This window comes from Micromonospora sp. NPDC005205 (assembly GCF_040608275.1).
In the GTDB taxonomy this organism is placed as follows: domain Bacteria; phylum Actinomycetota; class Actinomycetes; order Mycobacteriales; family Micromonosporaceae; genus Micromonospora.
The window spans coordinates 84,326-104,500 of record NZ_JBEXHV010000016.1 but is presented as its reverse complement, the minus strand read 5'-3'; the positions used below and the strand labels follow the sequence as shown (position 1 = coordinate 104,500).

Here is a 20,175-nt window from a genome sequence, read left to right as displayed (position 1 = left end):
ACTGGTTTGGCAACGCCGCGAGGCTGCCCCGTCACTCTGTGTTGCAAAAAAGTGGTCAACTGTTTCTCCTCCGTAACTTTAGTCCGAACGGATGTGGCAGAGACGGCACCTAGTACGCAAGATGGTCACCGTGTCAGCAGGCCGCCATCGCATGCGTTCGAAACTCCACCTAGCCGCCGCCGCCGCAACGGCGGGTGTGCTCGTCGTGACGACGGGCGCGTGGTTCGGTTACCAGGAGTTGATCCAGCCCAGCTGCTCGGGAGAGATCCGACTAGCCGTGGCGGTCGCCTCCGAACTCGCGCCAGCGGTGGACGCTGCCGCGTCCCAGTGGGTGAAGGACGGCGCGGCGGTGGGCCCGACCTGCATCCGCGTCGACGTGTCCGCGTCCGACCCGGTCGACGTGGCGGCCGTGGTGGCGGCCAAGCATGGGGCCCTGCTGGCCGGTGTGGGGCAGGCCAGTGGCACCGCCGTCAGCCCGGACGTCTGGGTGCCCGACTCCTCGACCTGGCTGCTGCGGCTGAAGAAGGACGCGACGGCGTTCGCTCCGACCAACGGCCAGTCCATCGCGCGCAGCCCGATCGTCGTCGCGATGCCCGAGCCGATCGCCACCCGACTGGGCTGGCCGGACAAGAAGTTCAACTGGACCGACCTGCTCAAGCAGGTCAACAACACCAGCTCTCCGCTGCGGACCGGAATCGTCGAGCCGACCCGCGACGCTGCGGGTCTGTCCGGTCTTCTCTCGCTGACCGCCGCGGCGAACGGCGCCGGCGGCGACGCCCAGCGCAACACCGTCGGGGCGCTCCGCGCACTGGCCACCGGGCGTTCCTCGCTCCGCAACGACCTGCTGGCCCGCTTCCCCACGGCCAACGACTCGACGTCCATCGCGAGCGGTCTCGGCGCGGCGGCTCTGTCCGAAGAAGACGTGATCGCGTACAACAGCAAGAAGCCGCCGGTGCCGCTGGCCGCGCTCTACATGGAGCCGGCGCCGATGCCGCTGGACTACCCGTACGCGGTCCTGCCCGGCATCGAGCCGAGCAAGGCGTCGGCGGCCAAGGTGCTCTACGAGCTGCTCACCAGCCCGACCTTCCGTAACCGGCTCGCCGCGCAGTCGCTGCGCGCGCCGGACGGCAACTGGGGCGATGGTTTCAAGGCGCCACAGGGTGCTCCGAGCCCGTCCGGCGGCGCGCCGACCGCACCGGCGAACGGCGGCACCGCGGCGGGTGGCCTCGACCCGGCCGCCATCCAGCGGGTCGTCTCCAGCTGGTCGATCGCCACCCAGTCCGGTCGGATGCTCGCCGTCATCGACGTCTCCGGCTCGATGAAGGACCCGGTGCCCAGCGCCAACAACCGCAGCCGGGAAGAGGTGACCGTCGACGCGGCCCGTCGCGGCCTCGGCCTCTTCGACGACTCCTGGTCGATCGGCCTGTGGACCTTCTCCACCAGGCTCGTCGGCAACCGGGACTACCGGGAGCTGGTCCCGATCGGGCCGCTCTCCGGTCAGCGGGCCCAGTTGGAGGGCGCGCTCGCCACCGTCAAGCCTTCCAGCGGTGACACCGGCCTCTACGACACCATGCTGGCCGCGTACCAGGCGGTGCAGGAAAACTGGCAGCCGGGCCGGGTCAACTCGATCGTGCTGTTCACCGACGGCAAGAACGAGGACGACAACGGCCTCAACCAGCAGCAGTTGCTCAGCAAGCTCAAGCAGATCGCCGACCCGGAGCGGCCGGTCCAGGTCATCATGATCGGTATCGGCGAGGGCGTCAGCAAGGCAGAGCTGGAGTCGATCACCAAGGTGACCGGTGGCGACGTCTTCGTCACGAAGGACCCGAGCGAGATCGGCAGCATCTTCCTCAGCGCCATCGCACGGCGTCCGCCAGCGCCGCGCTGATCCGACGCTCAGACGTCCAGGGGCCTGCCGTACCGTCGATTCGGTGTGGCAGGCCCCTTTTCGGCCACCAGGTTGTTGAAGAAAAGTGACGGCAATACGTCGGAAGCAATCGGCAGTCATAGTTGTCAAGGCAGGATGTCGACTGTTCCGGCATAGTCGGTCCGCCTCCGGACCGACCCGTCGGCCGGGGCCATCCTGTACAGAGTGGGAGGGCCGGTGAGCGTGGCGACACTGTTGACCCCCGCCACGTCGGCGGAGCCGGACGATCGACGCGCCGGGCTGGTGGCGCGCGCCGACGAACGGTCCTACGTCCGCGTTCTGGTGGTGCTGGACACCACCATCCTCATCATCGCGTTGCTGATCGGGTACGTCGCCCGTTTCGGTGACGACGAGCCGACCGGCTCGGAAATCCCGTACGTGCTGGTCGCCCCCGGGTTGGTGCTGGCCTGGCTGATCTCGCTCAAGGCGCTCGGCTGCTACGACGACCGGGTGATCGGCTACGGTGCGGACGAGTACCGGCGGGTCAGCTCAGCCAGCCTGCGCCTGGCCGGGGCGATCGCCATCATCGGCTACATCGCCGATGTCGGCGTCTCCCGGGGTTTCCTGGGCATCTCCTTCGCGGTGGGCACCGTCGGGCTGGAGGTGGCGCGGTTCGCCGCCCGTAAGCGGCTGCACCGGGCCCGCTCGCTGGGTGCCGGCTGGTCCCGCAAGGTGCTGGTGGTCGGCGACACCGCTCACGTGTTGGAGTTGGTCCACACGCTGCGCCGCGAGCCGTACGCCGGCTACCAGGTGGTGGGCGCCTGCATCCCGGACGCGCTGCTCGCGCCGGTGGCGCAGCGGCTGGGTGACGTGCCGGTGGTGGGGTCCTTCCGGGGCATCCCGGAGGCCGCCACCGCCATCGGCGCGGACACGGTCGCGGTGACCGCCTCCGGTGAGCTGACCGCGGCCCGGCTGCGCCGACTCGGCTGGCAGTTGGAGGGGACCGGCATCGACCTGGTCGTGGCACCCGCGCTGACCGACGTCGCCGGCCCGCGCATCCACACCCGCCCGGTCGCCGGCCTGCCGCTGATCCACGTCGAGGCGCCCGAGTTCCGCGGGGTGCGCAAGCTGGTGAAGGGTTTCGTCGACCGGTCCGTCTCGTCGTTGGCGCTGGCGGTGCTGCTGCCGCTGATCGCGTTCATCGCGCTGGCCATCAAACTGGACAGCCGGGGCCCGGTGCTGTTCCGGCAGGTCCGGGTCGGCCGGGGCGGGCAGGAGTTCGGCGTGTTCAAGTTCCGCACCATGGTGGTGAACGCGGACGCGCTGCTCGCCGAGCTGACCGCGCGCAACGAGACCGACGGCCTGATGTTCAAGATGCGCCAGGACCCCCGGGTGACCCGCGTCGGCCGGCTGCTGCGCAAATGGTCACTGGACGAGCTGCCGCAGTTGGTCAACGTGCTGCTCGGGCAGATGAGCCTGGTCGGGCCCCGCCCGCCGCTGCCCTCGGAGGTGGCCCGTTACGACGGTGACGTGGCCCGACGGCTGCTGGTCAAGCCCGGAATGACCGGCCTGTGGCAGGTCAGTGGCCGCTCCGATCTGAGCTGGGAGGACGGCATCCGGCTGGACCTCTACTACGTGGAGAACTGGTCCCTCGCCGCCGACCTCACCATCCTCTGGAAGACCTTCGGCGCGGTGCTGAACGGCCGCGGCGCGTACTGACCACCGGTCACGGCTGCGGGCCGGTCCAGTCCAGGCAGACGACCACCGCGTCGTCGACCAGGTCACCCGACACGAACGCGCGCAGATCACCGATCAGCGACCGGACGGCGTCCAGGGGGGCCATCGGCCCGGTCCGGCGCAGGAACCGGTCCAGTGCCGTCTCGCCGTAGCGCATGTGCTGACCGGTGGCCTCCACCACCCCGTCGCTGACCACGAAGACCCGGTCGCCGCGCTGCAGCGGGAACTTCTGCTCGTGGTAGTCGGTCGCCTCGAACATGCCCAGCGGGAACTGCGCCTCCAGTGGCTGCTCGGTGACGTCCCCGTCGCGGAGCAGGACCAGCCGGGGTGAGCCGGCATCCACCACCGTCATCATCCCGGAGCGAAGGTCCAACTCCATCAGCAACGCGGAGAGGTGCTGCTCGCCCCGGTACAGGTCGTAGATGGCCTGGTCGGCGAGGGCGGCCTGGTCGGCCAGGCTCAGCCCGGCCCGACGCGCGTTGCGCAGCGCGTGGGTGGCCAGCGAGGTGAGCAGGGACGCGGCCACCCCCTCACCGGTGCCGTTGATGGTGGACAACCAGACCCGTTCCCCGTCGTCGGACCAGTCGAAGCTGTCGCCGCGCACCGCGTACGCCGGCTCCAACTGCCCGGCCAGGCTGAACGAGGGTCGGATCCGGCTGCGGCCGGGGAGCAGGTCCCACTGCATCTCGGCGGCCAGGGTGAGGCGTTGGGTGCGCTTGGCCGCCAGATAGACGTCGGTGCCGGCGGAGACCGCCGCCACCTCGTGGGCGAGCGCGGTGGCGATCTCGGCCAGCGCGGCGACGACGTCCCGGTCGTCCGGAACGGGTGACAGGCGCAGCACCCCTCGACGTTCGCCACGCATGGTGACCGGGATCCAGGCAGTGCCGTCGGCCAGTATCGGCGACTGGTGGTCGAAGGCGCGCCAGGCCGGGTGCCCGGGGCTGGTGATCGAGTCGTCCTCGCCGAGTGGCAGCAGCTCCGCGATCCGGTAGTCGACCTGGTAGAGCTCGACGTCGGTGATCCCGTACGACTGGGCGAGCACGTCCCCGATGCCACCGACGAGCCGGTCAGCTGGTGTCTCGTTCAAGGCACGTCGTGCCCGATTGACCGGTTCGCTCATCGTCAGTCCTTCACTGAAAGCTCGACCACCAGGAGGTTCGGAGTACTCTCGGGCCACCATGGCCGAACTGAACCGTCCGACGGACCCTGAGACGAGTATGGCTGCCGCACTGGATGTGACAGCCGCTGCCCTGCTGGGCATCTGGGAGTCTGCTCGGGAGGGGACCGCCAACCGCGTGTCCGGAGCCCAGTTGCGGGCGGTGATGGTGGTGGAGCAGTACGACGGAATCAACCTGCGTCGGCTCGCCACCCGACTCGACATGCTGCTCAGCTCCGCCAGCCGTCTCTGCGACCGGCTGGTCGCCGCCGGCATGCTGGAGCGTGAGCCGGGCCGCTTCGACCGGCGGGAGATCTCGCTGCACCTCACCCCGGAGGCTCGCCGGCTCGTCGCCGAGCTGCGGGCCGACCGCCAGGGCCAACTCGCCGCCGTGCTGGCCGGGATGAGCCGGGAGGGCCGCGACGCGCTGCTGCGCGGGATGCGGGAGTTCGACGAGACCGCCCGCCGCCAGCAGGCGAAGCACGCGCCGGCGTCGGATGAGCCGACGGACCAGGGGGACTGGCCGGACGGCCCGGACCGGCCCGGTGGGCGGTCGGGGGACTGGTCGGGCGATTCGGGTCGGCAGACCCGAACGGGGTGGACGGGTTCGTCGGGCGGTCCGGAACGATCGGTCGGCACCACCAGGGAGTGGCCGGGCGGCGGCCCGCCGGTGGCGCGTACCGCCTGATCGAGCCGGCCGGGCGGTCGCCCGGCCGCCGCCACGAGCGCGGCCCGCAGCCGGGCCTCGCCGAACATCGCCGCGTCGCGCGGGTCGCGCGCCTCGGTCACCCCATCGGTGTACGCGAGCAGCAGATCGCCCGGATCGAGGTGAACCAGGCTCTCGGCGAAGCGCCGGCCAGTGCTTCGGCCAGCCCGGGCACGGAGCCGGTCAGCGCGGGGCGATCAGCCGGCGCGGGCCAGCCAGCCTGCGGGCTGGGCGACGATCCGGCGGGCCACCGAGCCGGCGGCGCCTACCGCGGCGGCCTCCGCGCCGAGCGTCGACGGACGGACCGTGACCGGTGACCAGGCCGCGGTGAGCACCCGGGCACCGATCTCGGCGAGGACCGGGGGGCACAGCCAGGGCGCGAGCGCCGCGTAGCCGCCACCGAGCACCACGGTGTCCAGGTCGAGCAGATTGACGACGCCGGCCACCGCGACGCCGAGTGCCGTTCCGGCGTCGCGCAGCGCCCGCAGCGCGTCGGCGTCGCCGGCCTCGGCCAACTCGGCCAACCGGGCCGTCGCGGTGTCTGCGGGAAGCTCCGCCCGGGCCAGCCCGGCGGCGGCCACGATCGCCTCCTGGCCGGCGTACTGCTCCAGGCAGCCCTGCCCGCCGCAGCGGCACGGACGGCCCTCGGGGTGCACGGGAAGGTGCCCGATCTCGCCGCTCCACCCGCGTACGCCGCGAAACAGCGCGCCGTCCAGCACGATGCCGGCACCGATGCCCACCTCGCCGGAGATGTGCAGGAAGCTTGACCTGCCGGTGGGCTGCGAGTGCAGCTCGCCGAGCGCCGCGAGGTTGGCCTCGTTGTCCACCACCAGTGCGGGGATGCCGGGCACCTGCTCGATCAGCGGAGGGTGCTCGGCGAGCAGCGCCGGCACCGGCACGTCATGCCAGCCGAGGTTCGGCGCGAGCCGGACCAGCCCGGCGTCGTCCACCAGGCCGGGCACCGCCAGGGCGGCCCCGACCAGGGTGAGGCCGCGCTGGGCGGCGTCCTCGCGGGCTGCCCCGGCCATCTCGACAAGGCGGGCCAGGGCGTCGGCGGGGGCCACCGGGCGCAGGTCGGCCCGGTGCACGGTGCGGTGCCGGACCTGGCCGGCGAGGTCCACCACGCAGACCGCCAGGTAGTCCACGTTGACCTCCAGCCCGAGCCCGGCCGGCCCCTGATCGGCCAGGACCAGTCCGCGCGCCGGGCGGCCGGCGCCCGAGCGGGGCGCGGGGTCGGACTCACTGACCAGCCGGCCGGCGAGCAGGTCCTCGACCACCGCGGACACGGTGGCTCTGGTCAGGCCGGTCGCGGTCGCCAGGTCGGCCCGGGAGGGAGGTCGGTCGGCCGTGGCGATCCGGCCGAGGACCAGGGCGAGGTTGAGCTCGCGCAGGCTGCCCTGACGGACAGCGCCGGCAGGGGCGTGGGTGAGGCTCACCCCTTGACAGTGCCATAGGGTGGGCAAATAATTCAATCGCTGAACAAATAGCGGACAACACCACCCCGGAGGTTGCTCATGGCACCCCGTCCCACCCCCGCCGACAAGTTCTCCTTCGGGCTCTGGACCGTGGGCTGGCAGGCCCGCGACCCGTTCGGTGACGCCACCCGTCCCGAGCTCGACGCGGTCGAGGCAGTGCACCGGCTCGCCGAGCTGGGCGCGTACGGCATCACCTTCCACGACGACGACCTGATCCCGTTCGGCGTCGACGCGGCCACCCGGGACCAGCACATCGCCCGGTTCCGCAAGGCCCTCGACGAGACCGGCCTGGTGGTGCCGATGGTCACCACCAACCTCTTCACCCACCCGATCTTCAAGGACGGCGGCTTCACCAGCAACGACCGCGACGTCCGCCGGTACGCGCTGCGCAAGGTGCTGCGTCAGGTCGACCTGGCCGCCGAGCTGGGTGCCAGCACGTTCGTCATGTGGGGTGGCCGCGAGGGCTCCGAGTACGACCTCGCCAAGGACGTCCGCGCCGCCCTGGACCGCTACCGCGAGGCCGTCAACCTGCTCACCCAGTACTCCATCGACAAGGGCTACAACCTGCGGTTCGCGCTGGAGCCCAAGCCCAACGAGCCGCGCGGCGACATCCTGCTGCCGACCATCGGGCACGCGCTCGGCTTCATCTCGCAGTTGGAGCACCCCGAGCTGGTCGGCCTCAACCCGGAGGTCGGGCACGAGCAGATGGCCGGGCTCAACTACGCCCACGGCATCGCCCAGGCGCTCTGGCAGGGCAAGCTGTTCCACCTGGACCTCAACGGCCAGCGCGGCATCAAGTACGACCAGGACCTGGTCTTCGGCCACGGTGACCTGATGAACGCGTTCGCCCTGGTGGACCTCCTGGAGAACGGCGGCCCCAACGGCGGTCCGGCCTACGACGGCCCCCGGCACTTCGACTACAAGCCGTCCCGCACCGAGGACATGGACGGCGTGTGGGCCTCCGCGGCGGCCAACATGAGCACCTACCTGCTGCTCAAGGAGCGGGCAGCGGCGTTCCGCGCCGACCCCGAGGTGGTCGAGGCGCTCGCCGCCAGCAAGGTCGGCGAGCTGAGCACGCCGACGCTCAACGACGGCGAGGGCTACGAGGAGCTCCTTGCCGACCGGTCCGCGTTCGAGGACGTCGACGTCGACGCGGTGGCCGCCCGGGGCTTCGCCTTCGTCCGGCTCAACCAGCTCGCCGTCGAGCACCTGCTCGGCGCCCGCTGAGGCCCCGCCATGCCGTTGGTCGCGGGCGTCGACTCGTCCACCCAGTCCTGCAAGGTGGTGATCCGGGACGCGGAGACCGGTGCCCTGCTCCGGCAGGGCCGGGCACCGCACCCGGACGGCACGGAGGTCGACCCGGAAGCCTGGTGGCAGGCGCTGCGTAGCGCCGCCGACCAGGCCGGCGGGTTGGCCGACGTGGCGGCGATCTCCGTCGCCGGCCAGCAGCACGGCATGGTGTGTCTCGACGAGGACGGCCGGGTGGTCCGCCCGGCGCTGCTGTGGAACGACACCCGGTCCGCCGACGCCGCCGCCGACCTCATCGAGGAGGCCGGCGGCGGCTCGGCCGGGAGTCGGTTCTGGGCCGAGGCCACCGGCAGCGTTCCGGTGGCCAGCTTCACCCTCACCAAGCTGCGCTGGCTGGCCACCCACGAGCCGGAGCGGGCAGCCCAGGTGGCGGCCGTCTGCCTGCCGCACGACTGGCTGACCTGGCGGCTCGCCGGAGCACCAGGGCTGGACGCGCTGCGTACCGACCGGGGTGATGCCAGCGGCACCAGCTACTGGTCGCCGGCCACCGGGCAGTACCGGCTGGACCTGCTGGAGCGGGGCTTCGGCCGGCGGTTGGTGCTGCCCGAGGTGCTCGGTCCGGCGGATTCGGCGGGAAAGCTGTCCGACGTACTGGGTGGGCCGGGCGGGGCCCTGCTCGGTGCGGGCACCGGGGACAACGCCGCCGCCGCGCTCGGTGTCGGCGCCGGGCCCGGTGACGTGATCGTCTCGATCGGCACCTCCGGCACCGTGTTCAGCGTCGCCGACGTGCCCGCCGCTGACGAGAGTGGTGCGGTGGCGGGCTTCGCCGACGCGTCCGGTCGCTTCCTGCCGCTGGTCGCCACGCTCAACGCGGCCCGGGTGCTGGACGCCGCCGCGGCGATGCTCGGCGTCAACCTGGACGAGCTGGCCGAGCTGGCGCTCTCCGCGCCAGCCGGGGCGGACGGGCTGGTCATGGTGCCCTACCTGGAGGGTGAGCGGACGCCGAACCGACCGCTCGCCACCGGCGCGGTGCACGGCCTGACCCTGCGTACGTCGACCCCCGCGCACCTGGCGCGGGCCGCCGTGGAGGGCATGCTCTGCGCGCTCGCCGACGGGTTGGACGCGCTGACCGCGCAGGGCGCGACCGCTCGCCGGGTCATCCTGATCGGCGGCGGGGCCCGGTCGGCCGCGGTGCGGCAGATCGCCCCGCAGGTCTTCGGCTGCCCGGTCGTCGTCCCGCCGGCCGGGGAGTACGTCGCCGACGGTGCCGCCCGTCAGGCCGCCTGGGTCGCCCTGGGCGGCGACGCGCCACCGGTCTGGGCGGTCGAGGGCACCGAGGAGTACGCGGCGGCGGCCGTCCCCGCGGTGCGCGACCAGTACGCCGCGGCACGCGGGTTGGTGCTCGACCGGCGCTGACCGTCGGGATCGACGCGCGGGTGGGTGCCGGTCGACGGTGACCGGCACCCACCCGCGTGACGACCTCCTGCACACGGTCTGGTTGGCTGCCGGTCATGACGGTGACCAGTGGCGGGCCCGGCCTGCGCCCGCACGGTCGGGGCGGTGGGCGGGCGCACCGGTTGTACAGCGTGGCGGTGTTCGTGCTGCTCGCCTCGCTGGACAACGTGGCGATCGGGCTGGTCCCCCCGCTGTACGGCCCGATCTCCGACGCGTTCGACGTGTCCGGTCGGCTGCTCGGCGTGGTCACCGCGGTCAGCTTCCTGGTCAGCGCGGTCGCGGCGGTCGGCTGGGCGTACGTCGGAGACCACACCAACCGCAAACCGCTGCTCATGGTGGGCACCCTGCTCTGGGCGGCGGGCACCGGCGGCAGCGCGCTCGCCGGCGGCTACCTGACGTTCCTGGCCGCGCAACTGGTCGCTGCGGTCGGTCTCGGCGCGGTCGGCTCGGTGGGCTTCTCCGTGGTGACCGACCTGATCTCGCCGACCCGACGCGGGCTGGTGATGAGCTTCTGGGGGCTCTCCCAGGGGGTCGGCACCCTCGCGGGCACTCTCCTCGGTGGGCTGCTCGGGGCTGCCGACTGGCGTCGGCCGTTCCTGCTGTTGACCGGCGTCGGCCTCGTCGCCACGGTGGCCTACCTGTTCACGTACGACGTCCGGCGTGGCCAGAGCGAGCCGGAACTGGCCGGCAGGTTGGACGCCGGCGCCGAGTACGACTACCGGATCACCCGCGCCGACCTGCCGCGCATCCTGGCCCGACGGACCAACCGGTGGCTGATCCTGCAGGGTCTGACCGCGCAGGCCGCGTTCGGCTCGTTAGTCTGGCTGCCGGTGCTGTTCGCCGAACGGGCCGAGGCCCAGGGCTACTCCACGTCGACAGCTGTGGTGGTGGGCAGCGTCTTCGCCACCCTGTTCCAGCTCGGTGGGGTGCTGTCCATCGTGGGCGGGCTGATCGGTGACGCCGTGCAACGGCGTACTCCGCGAGGTCGGGCACTCGTCGCCTCGATCGGCATCCTCGCCGCGCTGCCGTTCTACCTGGTGTTGTTCTTCGTGCCGGTGACCATCGACGTGCCGGACGGCGCGAGCGGCGGCGCGGTGGTGGGTGCGGTACTGGCCAGTGTGTTCACCGAGCCGTCGGTCGGGCTGAGCCTGCTCACCGCCATCGTGGCGCTCGCGTTGACGTCGGCCAACTCGCCGAACTGGTTCGCGTTGATCGCCGACGTCAACCCACCGGAGCACCGGGGCACTGTCTACAGCCTGGGCAACCTGGTGAACGGGGTCGGTCGCGCCGCCGGGAACGGGCTGGTCGGGGTGGCCTTCCAGGCGCTGCGAGCGGCTTTCCCGCCACCGCTGAACTTCGCCGTCGGGCTGGCCGCGTTCCAGCTCTTCTTCATCCCGACGGGGGTCATGTACTGGCTCGCCTCGCGAACCTCACCGGCGGACATCGACAACGTGCACGACCTGCTGCACGCCCGGGCCGACCGCCTCTGACCGCCTCTGACCGCCGACGTACTCTCCCTGATCCCCGCAACATCAGGGAAGGTGCTGCCTTGGGCGAGCGTGAGGGGCCAACATCCCTGATGTTGCGCGGATCTTGGCCCCTCACGGCGTGCGGATCAGCCCCGCAGCCAGACGGTGACGTCGGCCGGGAGCGCACCGTCGTCGTCCAGGGGCGCGCTGGCGGCGAGCACCTCGGCGTTGGCCGGCACCGGCAGCGGGGCGGCACCGAAGTTGGTCAGCACGGTCAGCTCACCGTTGCGGAAGCTCAGCACCTCGTCACCCGAGGACAACCACTCCAGGGTGCCGCGACCCAGCCCGTGGGCACGGCGCAACCGCAACGCCGTGCGGTACAGCTCGTACGTCGAACCGGGCACGTCGCGCTGGCGGTCCAGCGCGTACTCCGCCCAGAGCGCGGGCTGCGGCAACCAGCTCGCGTCGGTCGGCCCGAAGCCGTACGACGGGGCGTCGGCCTCCCACGGGATCGGCACCCGGCAGCCGTCCCGGCCGCGTTGGGTGTGCCCGCTGCGTGCCCAGGTCGGGTCCTGCCGGGCCTCGTCGGGCAGTGTGGTGTGCTCGGGCAGCCCCAGCTCCTCACCCTGGTAGAGGTACGCCGAGCCGGGCAGCGCCAGCATCAGCAGGGTGGCCGCCCGGGCCCGGCGCAGACCGAGTGCGGCGTCCGGCTGCGGGTCGCCGATGCCGATGCCATTGGGGCGTACGGTGCCGATCGGCAGGCCGAGCCGGGAGGCGTGCCGCACCACGTCGTGGTTGGACAGCACCCAGGTCGTCGGTGCGCCCACCGAGTCGGTCGCCTCCAACGAACGGGTGATCACCGCGTACTGCGCCGGTGCGCTCCATGCGGCGAGCAGGTACTCGAAGTTGAACGCCTGGTGCATCTCGTCCGGGCGGACGTAGCGGGCCAGCCGCTCGGCCGGTTCCACCCATGCCTCGGCGACCAGCACCCGCTCGCCGGGGTAGCTGTCCAACACCTGCCGCCACTGCCGGTAGATCTCGTGCACGCCGTCCTGGTCCCACATCGGCGGGCGGGGCTTGTCGATCTCGTTACCGGAGAGGATTTCCTGCGGCTCCTGCCAGTCGGCCAGGTCGGCCTGCTTGATGAGGCCGTGCGCGACGTCGACCCGGAAGCCGTCCACGCCGCGGTCCAACCAGAAGCGCAGCACGTCCAGGAACTCCGCGTGCACCTCCGGGTTGTCCCAGTTGAGGTCCGGCTGCCCGGTGTCGAACAGGTGCAGGTACCACTGGCCGGGCTGTCCGTCGGCGTCGACCGTCCGGGTCCAGGCCGGACCACCGAAGACGCTCTGCCAGTCGTTCGGCGGCTGGTCGCCGGCCGGACCACGGCCGTCCCGGAAGACGTACCGGGACCGTTCCGCGCTGCCGGGCGCGGCCGGCAGCGCGGCCTGGAACCAGCGGTGCGCCGACGAGGTGTGGTTCGGAACCAGGTCGACGATCACCCGCAGGTTGCGGGCCCGGGCCTCGGCGATCAGCTTGTCCGCGTCGGCGAGGGTGCCGAACAGCGGGTCGATGTCGCGGTAGTCGGCCACGTCGTAGCCGGCGTCGGCCTGCGGCGAGGGGTAGAAGGGGGAGAGCCACACCGCGTCCACGCCCAGCTCGACCAGGTGGTCGAGGCGGGCGGTGATGCCGGGCAGGTCACCGATTCCGTCCCCGTCCGAGTCGGCGAACGAGCGGGGGTAGATCTGGTAGATGGCGGCCTCGGTCCACCAGCCGGTGGCCGGGGGACCGGAGGGGGTCTGCTGCGTCGGGTCGGTGTTCAGGGTCGTCTCCTGTGTTGCGGTGTGTGGACTTCAGTGTGCCCGGGGTGGTGCCGTCGAGTCCCGGACCACCAACCGGGTGGGCAGGACCACCGGAGTGTCGCAACCGGCACCCCGTTGACTGACGATGGGCCCCGGAGGCCGGGCCCCGAGCGGGTCGAGCAACATCTGGGCGGCCAGCCGGCCCTGCTCGGCAGCGGGCTGGGCGACGGTGCTGAGCCCGAGCACACCGGCCAGGTCGTGGTCGTCGATGCCGACCACGCTGACGTCCTGCGGCACCCGCAGCCCGACGTCGCGCAGGGCGGTCATCGCGCCCATCGCCATCTCGTCGCAGGCGGCGACGATCGCGGTCGGTGGCTCGCCGCGGGCCAGCAACTCGGCGGTGGCCCGGTTGCCACCGTCGATGGTGAAGGTGGACTCGATGTCCAGGGTGGGGTCGGGTCGCAGGCCGGCGGAGCGCAGCGCCGCCTGGTAACCCCGGCGTCGGTCGAGGTGGGTGGTGAAGGCCAACTCGTCGTCCGGGTCGCCGGAGATGTGGGCGATCCGGTGATGGCCGAGGTCGATCAGATGCTTGGTCGCGACCCGCGCGGCCGCCACGTCGTCGATCCGTACGCACGGCCAGTTGGGCACTCTGCTGCCCGAGCTGATGGTGACACCGGGCAGTTCCAGCGTGGCCAGCGCGGTCAGGTCGGCCGGACGCAGCGGTGTGGCGACCAGCATCATGGCGTCCACCCGTTTGTGCAGGTTGGCCGTCCGCAGGACCCGCTGGCGGACCTGCTCCCGGCCGCCCAGGTTGTAGAGCAGCAGGTCGTAGCCGGACTGGTGGAGGTACTCCTCGACCGCCTCGACGACGGTGCTGAAAAACCAGCGGGTGATCCGGGGGACCACCACCGCTACCGTGCCGGTCCGGCCCCCGGCGAGCCGGGACGCGCTCGGCGAGACCTCGTAGTCGAGTTGCTCGGCGGCGGCGAGCACCCGGCGCCGGGTGGCGGCCGAGACCGTCGGCAGTCCGCGCAGCGCCCGCGAGACGGTGGCCGTGGAGACTCCGGCCAGCCGGGCCACATCATCGATCCTCGTCACGGTTTCCCCCGCTCGGTGCCCGGAGCGCCCGCCGCCGCCCGAGGGGCCAGGCGGCGGCGGGCGCGCGGTCAGCCCTTGACGCTGCCGGCGAGCAGACCTCGCACGAAGAAGCGCTGCAGGGACAGGAACACGATGAGGGGTACGACGATGCTGACGAACGCACCGGCGGTCAGGCGCTGCCACTCGTTGCCCCGGGTACCGGCCATCTCGGCGAGCCGGACGGTCAGCGGAGCGGTCTCGTCACCGCCACCCGCGAAGATCAGCGCGACCAGCAGGTCGTTCCAGACCCAGAGGAACTGGAAGATGCCGAACGCCGCCAGCGCCGGGGTGATCAGCGGCAGCACGATGGTGCGGAAGATCTTCGGGTGGGTGGCCCCGTCGACCCGGGCCGCCTCCATCAGGTCCCCCGGCAGTTGCGAGATGAAGTTGTGCAGCAGGAAGACGGCGAACGGCAGCGCGAAGCAGGTGTGGGCGAACCACACCTGGGCGAACTTCTGCTCGTCGACCAGGTCCCAGGCCGGCATCAGGGTGACGCCGCCGAGGCTGACCCCGGTGGAGAAGAACCTCAGCAGCGGCACCAGGGCCATCTGCAACGGCACGATCTGCAACGCGAAGATCGCGATGTAGACCCAGTCCCGGCCGCGGAAGTTGATCCACGCCAGCGCGTACGCGGCGAGGCACGCGAAGGCGAGCGGGAACAGCACCGACGGGATGGTGATCGCCAGCGAGTTGATGAAGGAACCGGCGAGCTGCCCGGAGGACGACGAGCGCCCGAACAGGACCTGCTCGTAGTTCTCGAAGGTGAACTGCGGGTTGGTGAAGGCCGTCCACCAGCCGGTGGTCTTGATCTCGTCCTCCGGGCGGAGGGAGGAGACGAGCAACCCGAAGGTCGGGATGGTCCAGACCACCGCGATGACGATCGAGACGAGCGTCGCGGTGCGGCTGTTCAACCGCTTGCGGACCCGGCCGGCCGCGCTGGTCGGGGTGCCGTCGGTCTTCTGGGTGCCGGCGGCGACGGTGGGCGTTGCGGTGGTCATCTCAGCCCTCCCGCTGTTGACGGAGGTTACGGATCTGGTAGATCACGACCGGGATGACCAGGAGGAAGAGGAAGACCGCGAGCGCGGAACCCCGCCCGTTCTCGCTGTACCGGAACGCCTGGTTGTACATCTCGTTGGCGATCACGCTGGTGTCGTAGTTGCCGTTCGTCGAGGTCCGGACGATGTCGAAGACCTTGAGCGTGGCGATCGTGAGGGTCACCATCACGACGATCAGCGCCGGTCGGATGCTCGGCATGGTGATCTGCCAGAACATCTGCCACGGGCTGACCCCGTCGAGCCGGGCGGCCTCGACGATGTCGCCGGGGATCGCCTTGATCGCGGCGGAGAGCACCACCATGGCGAAGCCGGCCTGGATCCAGACCATGATGACGATCAGCAGCAGCGTGTTCAGCGGCGATTCGAGCAGCCACTGCTTGGGCTCACCGCCCAGGCTGACCACGATCTGGTTGAGCAGACCGATCTGGTCGCCCTCACCTCGGTAGGCGTAGACGAACTTCCAGATGATGCTGGCGCCGACGAAGGAGATGGCCATCGGCAGGAAGATCAGTGACTTGGCCACGGACTCGAAGCGGGCCTTGTCCACCAGTACGGCGTAGATCAGGCCGAAACCGGTCGCTACCAGCGGGACCAGGAGCACCCAGATCAGGGTGTTGATCAGGACCCGGACGATCGCGTCGTCGGAGAACATCCAGCCGAAGTTGTCCAACCCCACCCACTCCGTGCTGGTCCTGTTCATCAGGGAGAGCAGCACGGTGCGGATGGCCGGCACGACCAGACCGATGGTGAGCAGCAGCAGCGTCGGCAGCAGGAAGAAGAGCGCGAAGATCCCCTCCCGCTGCTTGGGTCGACGGGGAAGTGGAGCACCACTAACCGAGGCAGCGACGAGCTGCGCCTCCCGTCGCCGGGCGAACCAGGCCGGCACCACGTCGAGCAGCAGTAGGAGACCACCCACCACCAGCACGAAGGCGACCAGCCCGTACATCAGCATGAGGAGCTTCGGCTGCTGATCGGCGAAGTCGAACTCCATCAACCCTCCCTTCCGGGTCCACCGCGGCCGGTGGCCCGGCCCGCGTCAGCGGACCGGGCCACCGCCGGGGATTACTTAGGCCAGCTGCTCTCGATGCCCTGGAGCACCGGGGCGGTCGCCTTGCCGTTCAGCCACTCGACCATGCCCTTCCAGAACGTTCCCGCGCCGACGGCGGCCGGCATCAGGTCGGATCCGTCGAAGCGGAAGGTGCCCGTCTTGTCCTGGAGGATCTGGACGGAGAGCTTGTCGATCGGGCTGGCGACATTGGCGATGTCCAGCTTGTTGTTCGCCGTGACCCAGTTGCCGAGCTTCGCGCGGCTGTTCACGTACTCCGCCGAGACGAGGTAGGTCTGCACGGCCTGGACCTCGGGACGGTCGGCGTAGCCGACGACGAACTCGCCTGCGCCCAGCACCGGCTTGCCCTTGGCCGGGTCGATGGCCGGGAAGTAGAAGGCGAAGGCGTCGCCGTCCTCGGCCACCTTGGTGCCCTCGGGGAACTGGTTGGCGTAGAACGACGCCTGTCGGTGCATCGCGCACTTGCCGGTGGTCACCGGCAGGCCCGCCTCCTGGAAGGCGGTGGTGGTGATGCTCTTGACCCCGCCGAAGCCGCCGTTGACGTACTTCTCGTTCTTGAGGATGCTGCCGGCGCGGTCGACCGCGTCGACGATCTTCGGGTCGTTGAACGGGATGGCGTGGGTGGTCCACTGGTCGTAGACCTCGGGACCCTGCGTACGCAGGACCACGTCCTCGATCCAGTCGGTGGCCGGCCAGCCGGTGGCGTCACCGGACTCGACGCCCGCGCACCACGGCTTGATGCCGCTGGCGGCGATCTTGTCGCTCAGGGCGATGAGCTGGTCCCAGGTGGTCGGAACCTCCCAGCCCTTCTCCTTGAACGTCTTCGGCGAGTACCAGACGAAGGACTTCACGTTGGCGCCGAGCGGTACGCCGTAGAGCGTCCCGTTCACGGTGCCGTACTTCAGCCAGTCGGCCGGCATGTTCTGCTCGGCGAGGGCCTTGGTGTCGGCGCTGAGGGACTTCAGCTTGCCGGCGTCCGCGAAACGCTTCACCAGGCCCGGCTGCGGCACGAAGGCGATGTCGGGGGCGTTGCCACCGTCGACCCGGACGGGGAGCTGCGCCTCGAACTCGCCGCTGCCCTCGTAGTCGATCTCGATGCCGGTGCAGTCCTCGAACGACTTCCAGGAGTTCCTGAGCAGGTCGGCCTCGGCGTCACGGATGGACGCGTAGATGGAGACCTTCTTGCCGTCGTGGCCCTCGTACTTGTCGTATGCGGCGCACTCCGCGGAACCCGCTTTGCTGCTCTTCTTGTCGTCGCCGGTACCGCAGGCGGTGGCGCTGAGCGCCAGCCCGACTACACCGGCGATCACGAAGGCCTGGCGTGGTCTGGTAAAGACCGCCATGCCGTCCTCCTTCCTAGCCGGCGCGGTCGTGCTGGTGACCCGTCGCCGGTCCGATTGGGCGTGCACACATGTAAGCGCTTGCATCCGGCCCGGTCCACCCCCTGTCAGACACGAGCGAGTAACAATCCGGAAACCTGCGGGCTGCCTGGTGGGCGCGCGTCCGGGACAAGCTGAGGACTCTTTCGAAGATTGACGATATCTGTCAGGCTAGCCTCACCGCATCGAAGGTTTTCGACATAGGAGGAGCTGTATGCGAAAGCGGTGGATCAGCCTGTTGGTGACGGGTCTCCTCGTCGGGGGAGCGCTGGTGCCGGCGACCCCGGCCCTGGCCGCGCCGACCTTCAGGGTGCCGTTCCCGTGCGGGCAGTCCTGGTCCGGGCAGACCCGGTCGGACCACAGCCCGGCGTACGCCGTCGACTTCAACCGCACCGACGACCAGGGCGACCCGGTGGTGGCGAGCGCCCCCGGCACCGTCGACCGGGTGACCGACCTCGGCGGCACCAGCTACGGCAAGTACGTCCGAATCAACCACGGGGGCGGTTACAGCACGTACTACGCCCACCTCAGCGGCTTCAACGTCTCCGTCGGGCAGACGGTCGGGTACGGCAAGGTGATCGGCTGGGTCGGCAGCACCGGCGGATCGACAGGCCCCCACCTGCACTACGAGCAGCGCCTCAACGGCGCCGACATCCAGGTCCGCTTCAACGGCAGCCTCGCGCTGTACTGGGGCACCAAGAGCTACACCAGTAACAACGGGTGCTCCTCGGGCGGCGGCAACGGCACCGTCGACACCAGCGGCACGCCGCTGACCGTCCGCTCCGGCCCCGGCACCGGGTACGCCTCGGTGGGCACCGTCGCCGACGGCACCCGGGTGACGATCGCCTGCCAGACCAGTGGCACCACGGTCACCGGCACGTACGGCACCAGCTCGATCTGGGACCGGATCGGCTCCGGCCGCTACATCGCCGACGCGTACGTGTACACCGGCTCCGACGGCTACATCCCGGGCGTGCCCCGCTGCTGACCCGGTGACTGTCACGGTCCCCGGCGGGCGTCGCCGCCGGGGACCGTGCGGTCAGTTGTTGAGCTGCCAGATCGCCAGGTTCAACGCGGCGGCGAAGGTGACCCAGGCCCAGTACGGCAGCAGCAGCGCCGTCGCCACCCGGGACACCCGGGCGAACAGCACCACGGTCAGGCCGATCGCCAGCCACATCAGCACGATCTCGGCGAACGCGAGACCGTACTGCCCGGCGCCGAAGAACAGCGGGGTCCAGATCGCGTTGAGCACCAGTTGAGCGGTCCACGCCCAGAGGGCGGGGGGAGAAGCCGACCCGGCGCCAGACCAGCCAGCCGGCCACCGCGATCAGCGCGTAGAGAAATGACCAGACCGGGCCGAAGAGCCACGAGGGCGGGGCCCAACCGGGCTGCCGCAGGTTCGCGTACTCCCCGGTGGTGCCCTGCACGCCCAGGCCGCCGATCGCGGCCGCGACGAAGACCGCCGCCGCGAAACCGGCGAGGGCGAACCACGCCCGCCGCCCGGAGGTAGCCGGCGCGTCCTGAGACATCTCCATGGTCGAGATATTTCCCCTCGGGGTCGGCTCAAACCGCCGAGCGGAAGGGCGGTTCACCGGGCCGGCAGCCACAAAAAAGCGCCGGGATCGCCGCGGCCGGTGCTTCTGTCGGGAGGACGAAGCTCCGGTCGCGGCGACCCCGACGGGTCCCGGTGTTAGAGGTACGAGCGCTAATTGAAGATGCTGACACCACCCGGGCCGACCAACAGCCCGACGACGATGAGGACGATGCCCCACAGGATCTGCCGGCGGAACAGCGCGAGGATGCCGGCGACCACGAGTACGACTGCGAGAATCCAGAGAATCAGCTCCATGACCTCTGACTACCCGACTGGCCGATCGGGGAAACCTGGTCGGTGTCGAGTTGATCGCCAACGTGAAAGACGCTGTACGCCTGCTTGATCACCGGGTGCGCGACGTTGCGGACGCGTACCCCGCCGGGGGTCGTGCCGCGCTCGGTGCCGGCGTGCGCGTGCCCGTGCACGGCCAGCGCCGTGGGCGCCGAGTCGATCGCCTGCCCCAGCTGGTACGACCCCAGGAAGGGGTAGATCTCCAACGGCTCGCCGGCCAGCGTGTCCGGCACCGGCGAGTAGTGGGTGAGCGCGACCAGCATGTCGCAGTCCAGCGAGCGCAGCGCCGCACCGAGACGGTCGGCGCTCTCGGTGGTGGTCCGTACGAAGGCCTTCATCTCCGGCTCGCCGAAGTCGCTGGCGCACCGCCCGGCGAACCCGCCGCCGAAGCCCTTGACGCCGGCGATGCCGAGCCGGCCACCCGCGCAGTCCAGCACGACGCCGTTGCCCTCCAGCACCGTAATGCCCGCGTCCTGGAGCACCTTGACCACCTGTGGCACCTGGTCACACTGGTGGTCGTGGTTGCCGAGCACTGTCACCACCGGTACGGCCAAGCCGCCGAACTCCTCTGCCACGCAGCGCGCCTCGGCCTCGGTGCCGTGCCGGGTCAGGTCCCCGGCCAACAGCAGCACGTCGGCGCACTCCGGCAGTTCCTCCAGCGCCGGTCGGAACCGGCCGACCACGTCCTTGTCCAGATGCACGTCGCCCACAGCGGCAATCCGGATCACCATGGAACCTCCC

General features: G+C 70.8%; 16 protein-coding genes and 2 pseudogenes. 7 read left to right on the top strand and 11 right to left on the bottom strand.

Going from position 1 to position 20,175, the window contains the following annotated elements; translation table 11 throughout:
- The first annotated feature begins 130 nt into the window (after positions 1 to 130).
- Both ABZU43_RS25480 and ABZU43_RS25475 read left to right on the top strand, forming a co-directional pair.
- On the top strand, positions 131 to 1,888 hold the full coding sequence (locus tag ABZU43_RS25480; protein WP_355008975.1) for a substrate-binding domain-containing protein: 1,758 nt from the start codon (positions 131 to 133) through the stop codon (positions 1,886 to 1,888).
- A gap of 231 nt (positions 1,889 to 2,119) precedes the next feature.
- Complete coding sequence (locus tag ABZU43_RS25475) at positions 2,120 to 3,586, top strand: sugar transferase (RefSeq protein ID WP_355009015.1); 1,467 nt, start codon at positions 2,120 to 2,122, stop codon at positions 3,584 to 3,586.
- A gap of 7 nt (positions 3,587 to 3,593) precedes the next feature.
- On the opposite strand, the gene ABZU43_RS25470 is transcribed toward ABZU43_RS25475, so the two are convergent.
- Positions 3,594 to 4,724 (bottom strand): PP2C family protein-serine/threonine phosphatase, encoded by a 1,131-nt coding sequence (locus tag ABZU43_RS25470; RefSeq protein ID WP_355008974.1) that lies wholly within the window; start codon positions 4,722 to 4,724, stop codon positions 3,594 to 3,596.
- Positions 4,725 to 4,821: 97 nt separating this feature from the next.
- Here ABZU43_RS25470 and ABZU43_RS25465 point away from each other — a divergent pair, with 97 nt between their 5' ends.
- Positions 4,822 to 5,448: a MarR family transcriptional regulator gene (locus ABZU43_RS25465; RefSeq protein ID WP_355008973.1), complete on the top strand. Its 627-nt coding sequence runs from the start codon at positions 4,822 to 4,824 to the stop codon at positions 5,446 to 5,448.
- Between the two features lie 47 nt (positions 5,449 to 5,495).
- On the opposite strand, the pseudogene ABZU43_RS25460 reads toward ABZU43_RS25465, so the two are convergent.
- Both ABZU43_RS25460 and ABZU43_RS25455 read right to left on the bottom strand, forming a co-directional pair.
- Positions 5,496 to 5,570, bottom strand: a pseudogene (locus ABZU43_RS25460) (hypothetical protein); the annotation flags it as partial.
- Between the two features lie 93 nt (positions 5,571 to 5,663).
- Positions 5,664 to 6,902, bottom strand: a complete 1,239-nt coding sequence (locus tag ABZU43_RS25455) for an ROK family transcriptional regulator (protein ID WP_355008972.1) — start codon at positions 6,900 to 6,902, stop codon at positions 5,664 to 5,666.
- A gap of 78 nt (positions 6,903 to 6,980) precedes the next feature.
- Between ABZU43_RS25455 and xylA the strand changes: the two genes are divergently transcribed.
- The 3 genes from xylA (at position 6,981) to ABZU43_RS25440 (ending at position 11,134) form a co-directional block, all read left to right on the top strand.
- On the top strand, positions 6,981 to 8,168 hold the full coding sequence (gene xylA, locus ABZU43_RS25450; RefSeq protein WP_355008971.1) for a xylose isomerase: 1,188 nt from the start codon (positions 6,981 to 6,983) through the stop codon (positions 8,166 to 8,168).
- 9 nt (positions 8,169 to 8,177) lie between these two features.
- Entirely contained in the window at positions 8,178 to 9,605 is a 1,428-nt protein-coding gene (gene xylB, locus ABZU43_RS25445) for a xylulokinase (RefSeq protein WP_355008970.1), read from the top strand.
- Positions 9,606 to 9,700: 95 nt separating this feature from the next.
- Complete coding sequence (locus ABZU43_RS25440; RefSeq protein ID WP_355008969.1) at positions 9,701 to 11,134, top strand: MFS transporter; 1,434 nt, start codon at positions 9,701 to 9,703, stop codon at positions 11,132 to 11,134.
- A gap of 125 nt (positions 11,135 to 11,259) precedes the next feature.
- On the opposite strand, the gene ABZU43_RS25435 is transcribed toward ABZU43_RS25440, so the two are convergent.
- The 5 genes from ABZU43_RS25435 to ABZU43_RS25415 all read right to left on the bottom strand — a co-directional run bounded on the left by ABZU43_RS25435 (position 11,260) and on the right by ABZU43_RS25415 (position 17,513).
- Positions 11,260 to 12,933, bottom strand: a complete 1,674-nt coding sequence (locus ABZU43_RS25435) for a glycoside hydrolase family 13 protein (protein ID WP_355009014.1) — start codon at positions 12,931 to 12,933, stop codon at positions 11,260 to 11,262.
- Between the two features lie 30 nt (positions 12,934 to 12,963).
- Positions 12,964 to 14,010, bottom strand: a complete 1,047-nt coding sequence (locus ABZU43_RS25430; RefSeq protein ID WP_091405707.1) for a LacI family DNA-binding transcriptional regulator — start codon at positions 14,008 to 14,010, stop codon at positions 12,964 to 12,966.
- A 68-nt stretch (positions 14,011 to 14,078) separates the two neighbouring features.
- Positions 14,079 to 15,047 (bottom strand): carbohydrate ABC transporter permease, encoded by a 969-nt coding sequence (locus ABZU43_RS25425; RefSeq protein WP_355008968.1) that lies wholly within the window; start codon positions 15,045 to 15,047, stop codon positions 14,079 to 14,081.
- 1 nt (position 15,048) lies between these two features.
- Complete coding sequence (locus ABZU43_RS25420; protein ID WP_355008967.1) at positions 15,049 to 16,095, bottom strand: sugar ABC transporter permease; 1,047 nt, start codon at positions 16,093 to 16,095, stop codon at positions 15,049 to 15,051.
- A gap of 71 nt (positions 16,096 to 16,166) precedes the next feature.
- Positions 16,167 to 17,513 carry an ABC transporter substrate-binding protein gene (locus ABZU43_RS25415; RefSeq protein WP_355008966.1) on the bottom strand — a complete coding sequence of 449 codons (1,347 nt, stop codon included), beginning with the start codon at positions 17,511 to 17,513 and terminating at the stop codon, positions 16,167 to 16,169.
- 250 nt (positions 17,514 to 17,763) lie between these two features.
- Between ABZU43_RS25415 and ABZU43_RS25410 the strand changes: the two genes are divergently transcribed.
- Positions 17,764 to 18,537: a peptidoglycan DD-metalloendopeptidase family protein gene (locus ABZU43_RS25410; RefSeq protein ID WP_355008965.1), complete on the top strand. Its 774-nt coding sequence runs from the start codon at positions 17,764 to 17,766 to the stop codon at positions 18,535 to 18,537.
- A gap of 51 nt (positions 18,538 to 18,588) precedes the next feature.
- On the opposite strand, the pseudogene ABZU43_RS25405 reads toward ABZU43_RS25410, so the two are convergent.
- The 3 genes and pseudogenes from ABZU43_RS25405 to ABZU43_RS25395 form a co-directional block, all read right to left on the bottom strand.
- A pseudogene (locus ABZU43_RS25405) lies at positions 18,589 to 19,078 on the bottom strand (TspO/MBR family protein).
- Positions 19,079 to 19,254: 176 nt separating this feature from the next.
- Positions 19,255 to 19,398 (bottom strand): GPGG-motif small membrane protein, encoded by a 144-nt coding sequence (locus ABZU43_RS25400; protein WP_007464364.1) that lies wholly within the window; start codon positions 19,396 to 19,398, stop codon positions 19,255 to 19,257.
- On the bottom strand, positions 19,389 to 20,165 hold the full coding sequence (locus tag ABZU43_RS25395) for a metallophosphoesterase (protein ID WP_355008964.1): 777 nt from the start codon (positions 20,163 to 20,165) through the stop codon (positions 19,389 to 19,391). Before ABZU43_RS25395 ends, ABZU43_RS25400 begins: the two co-directional genes overlap by 10 nt.
- Positions 20,166 to 20,175 lie beyond the last annotated feature (10 nt).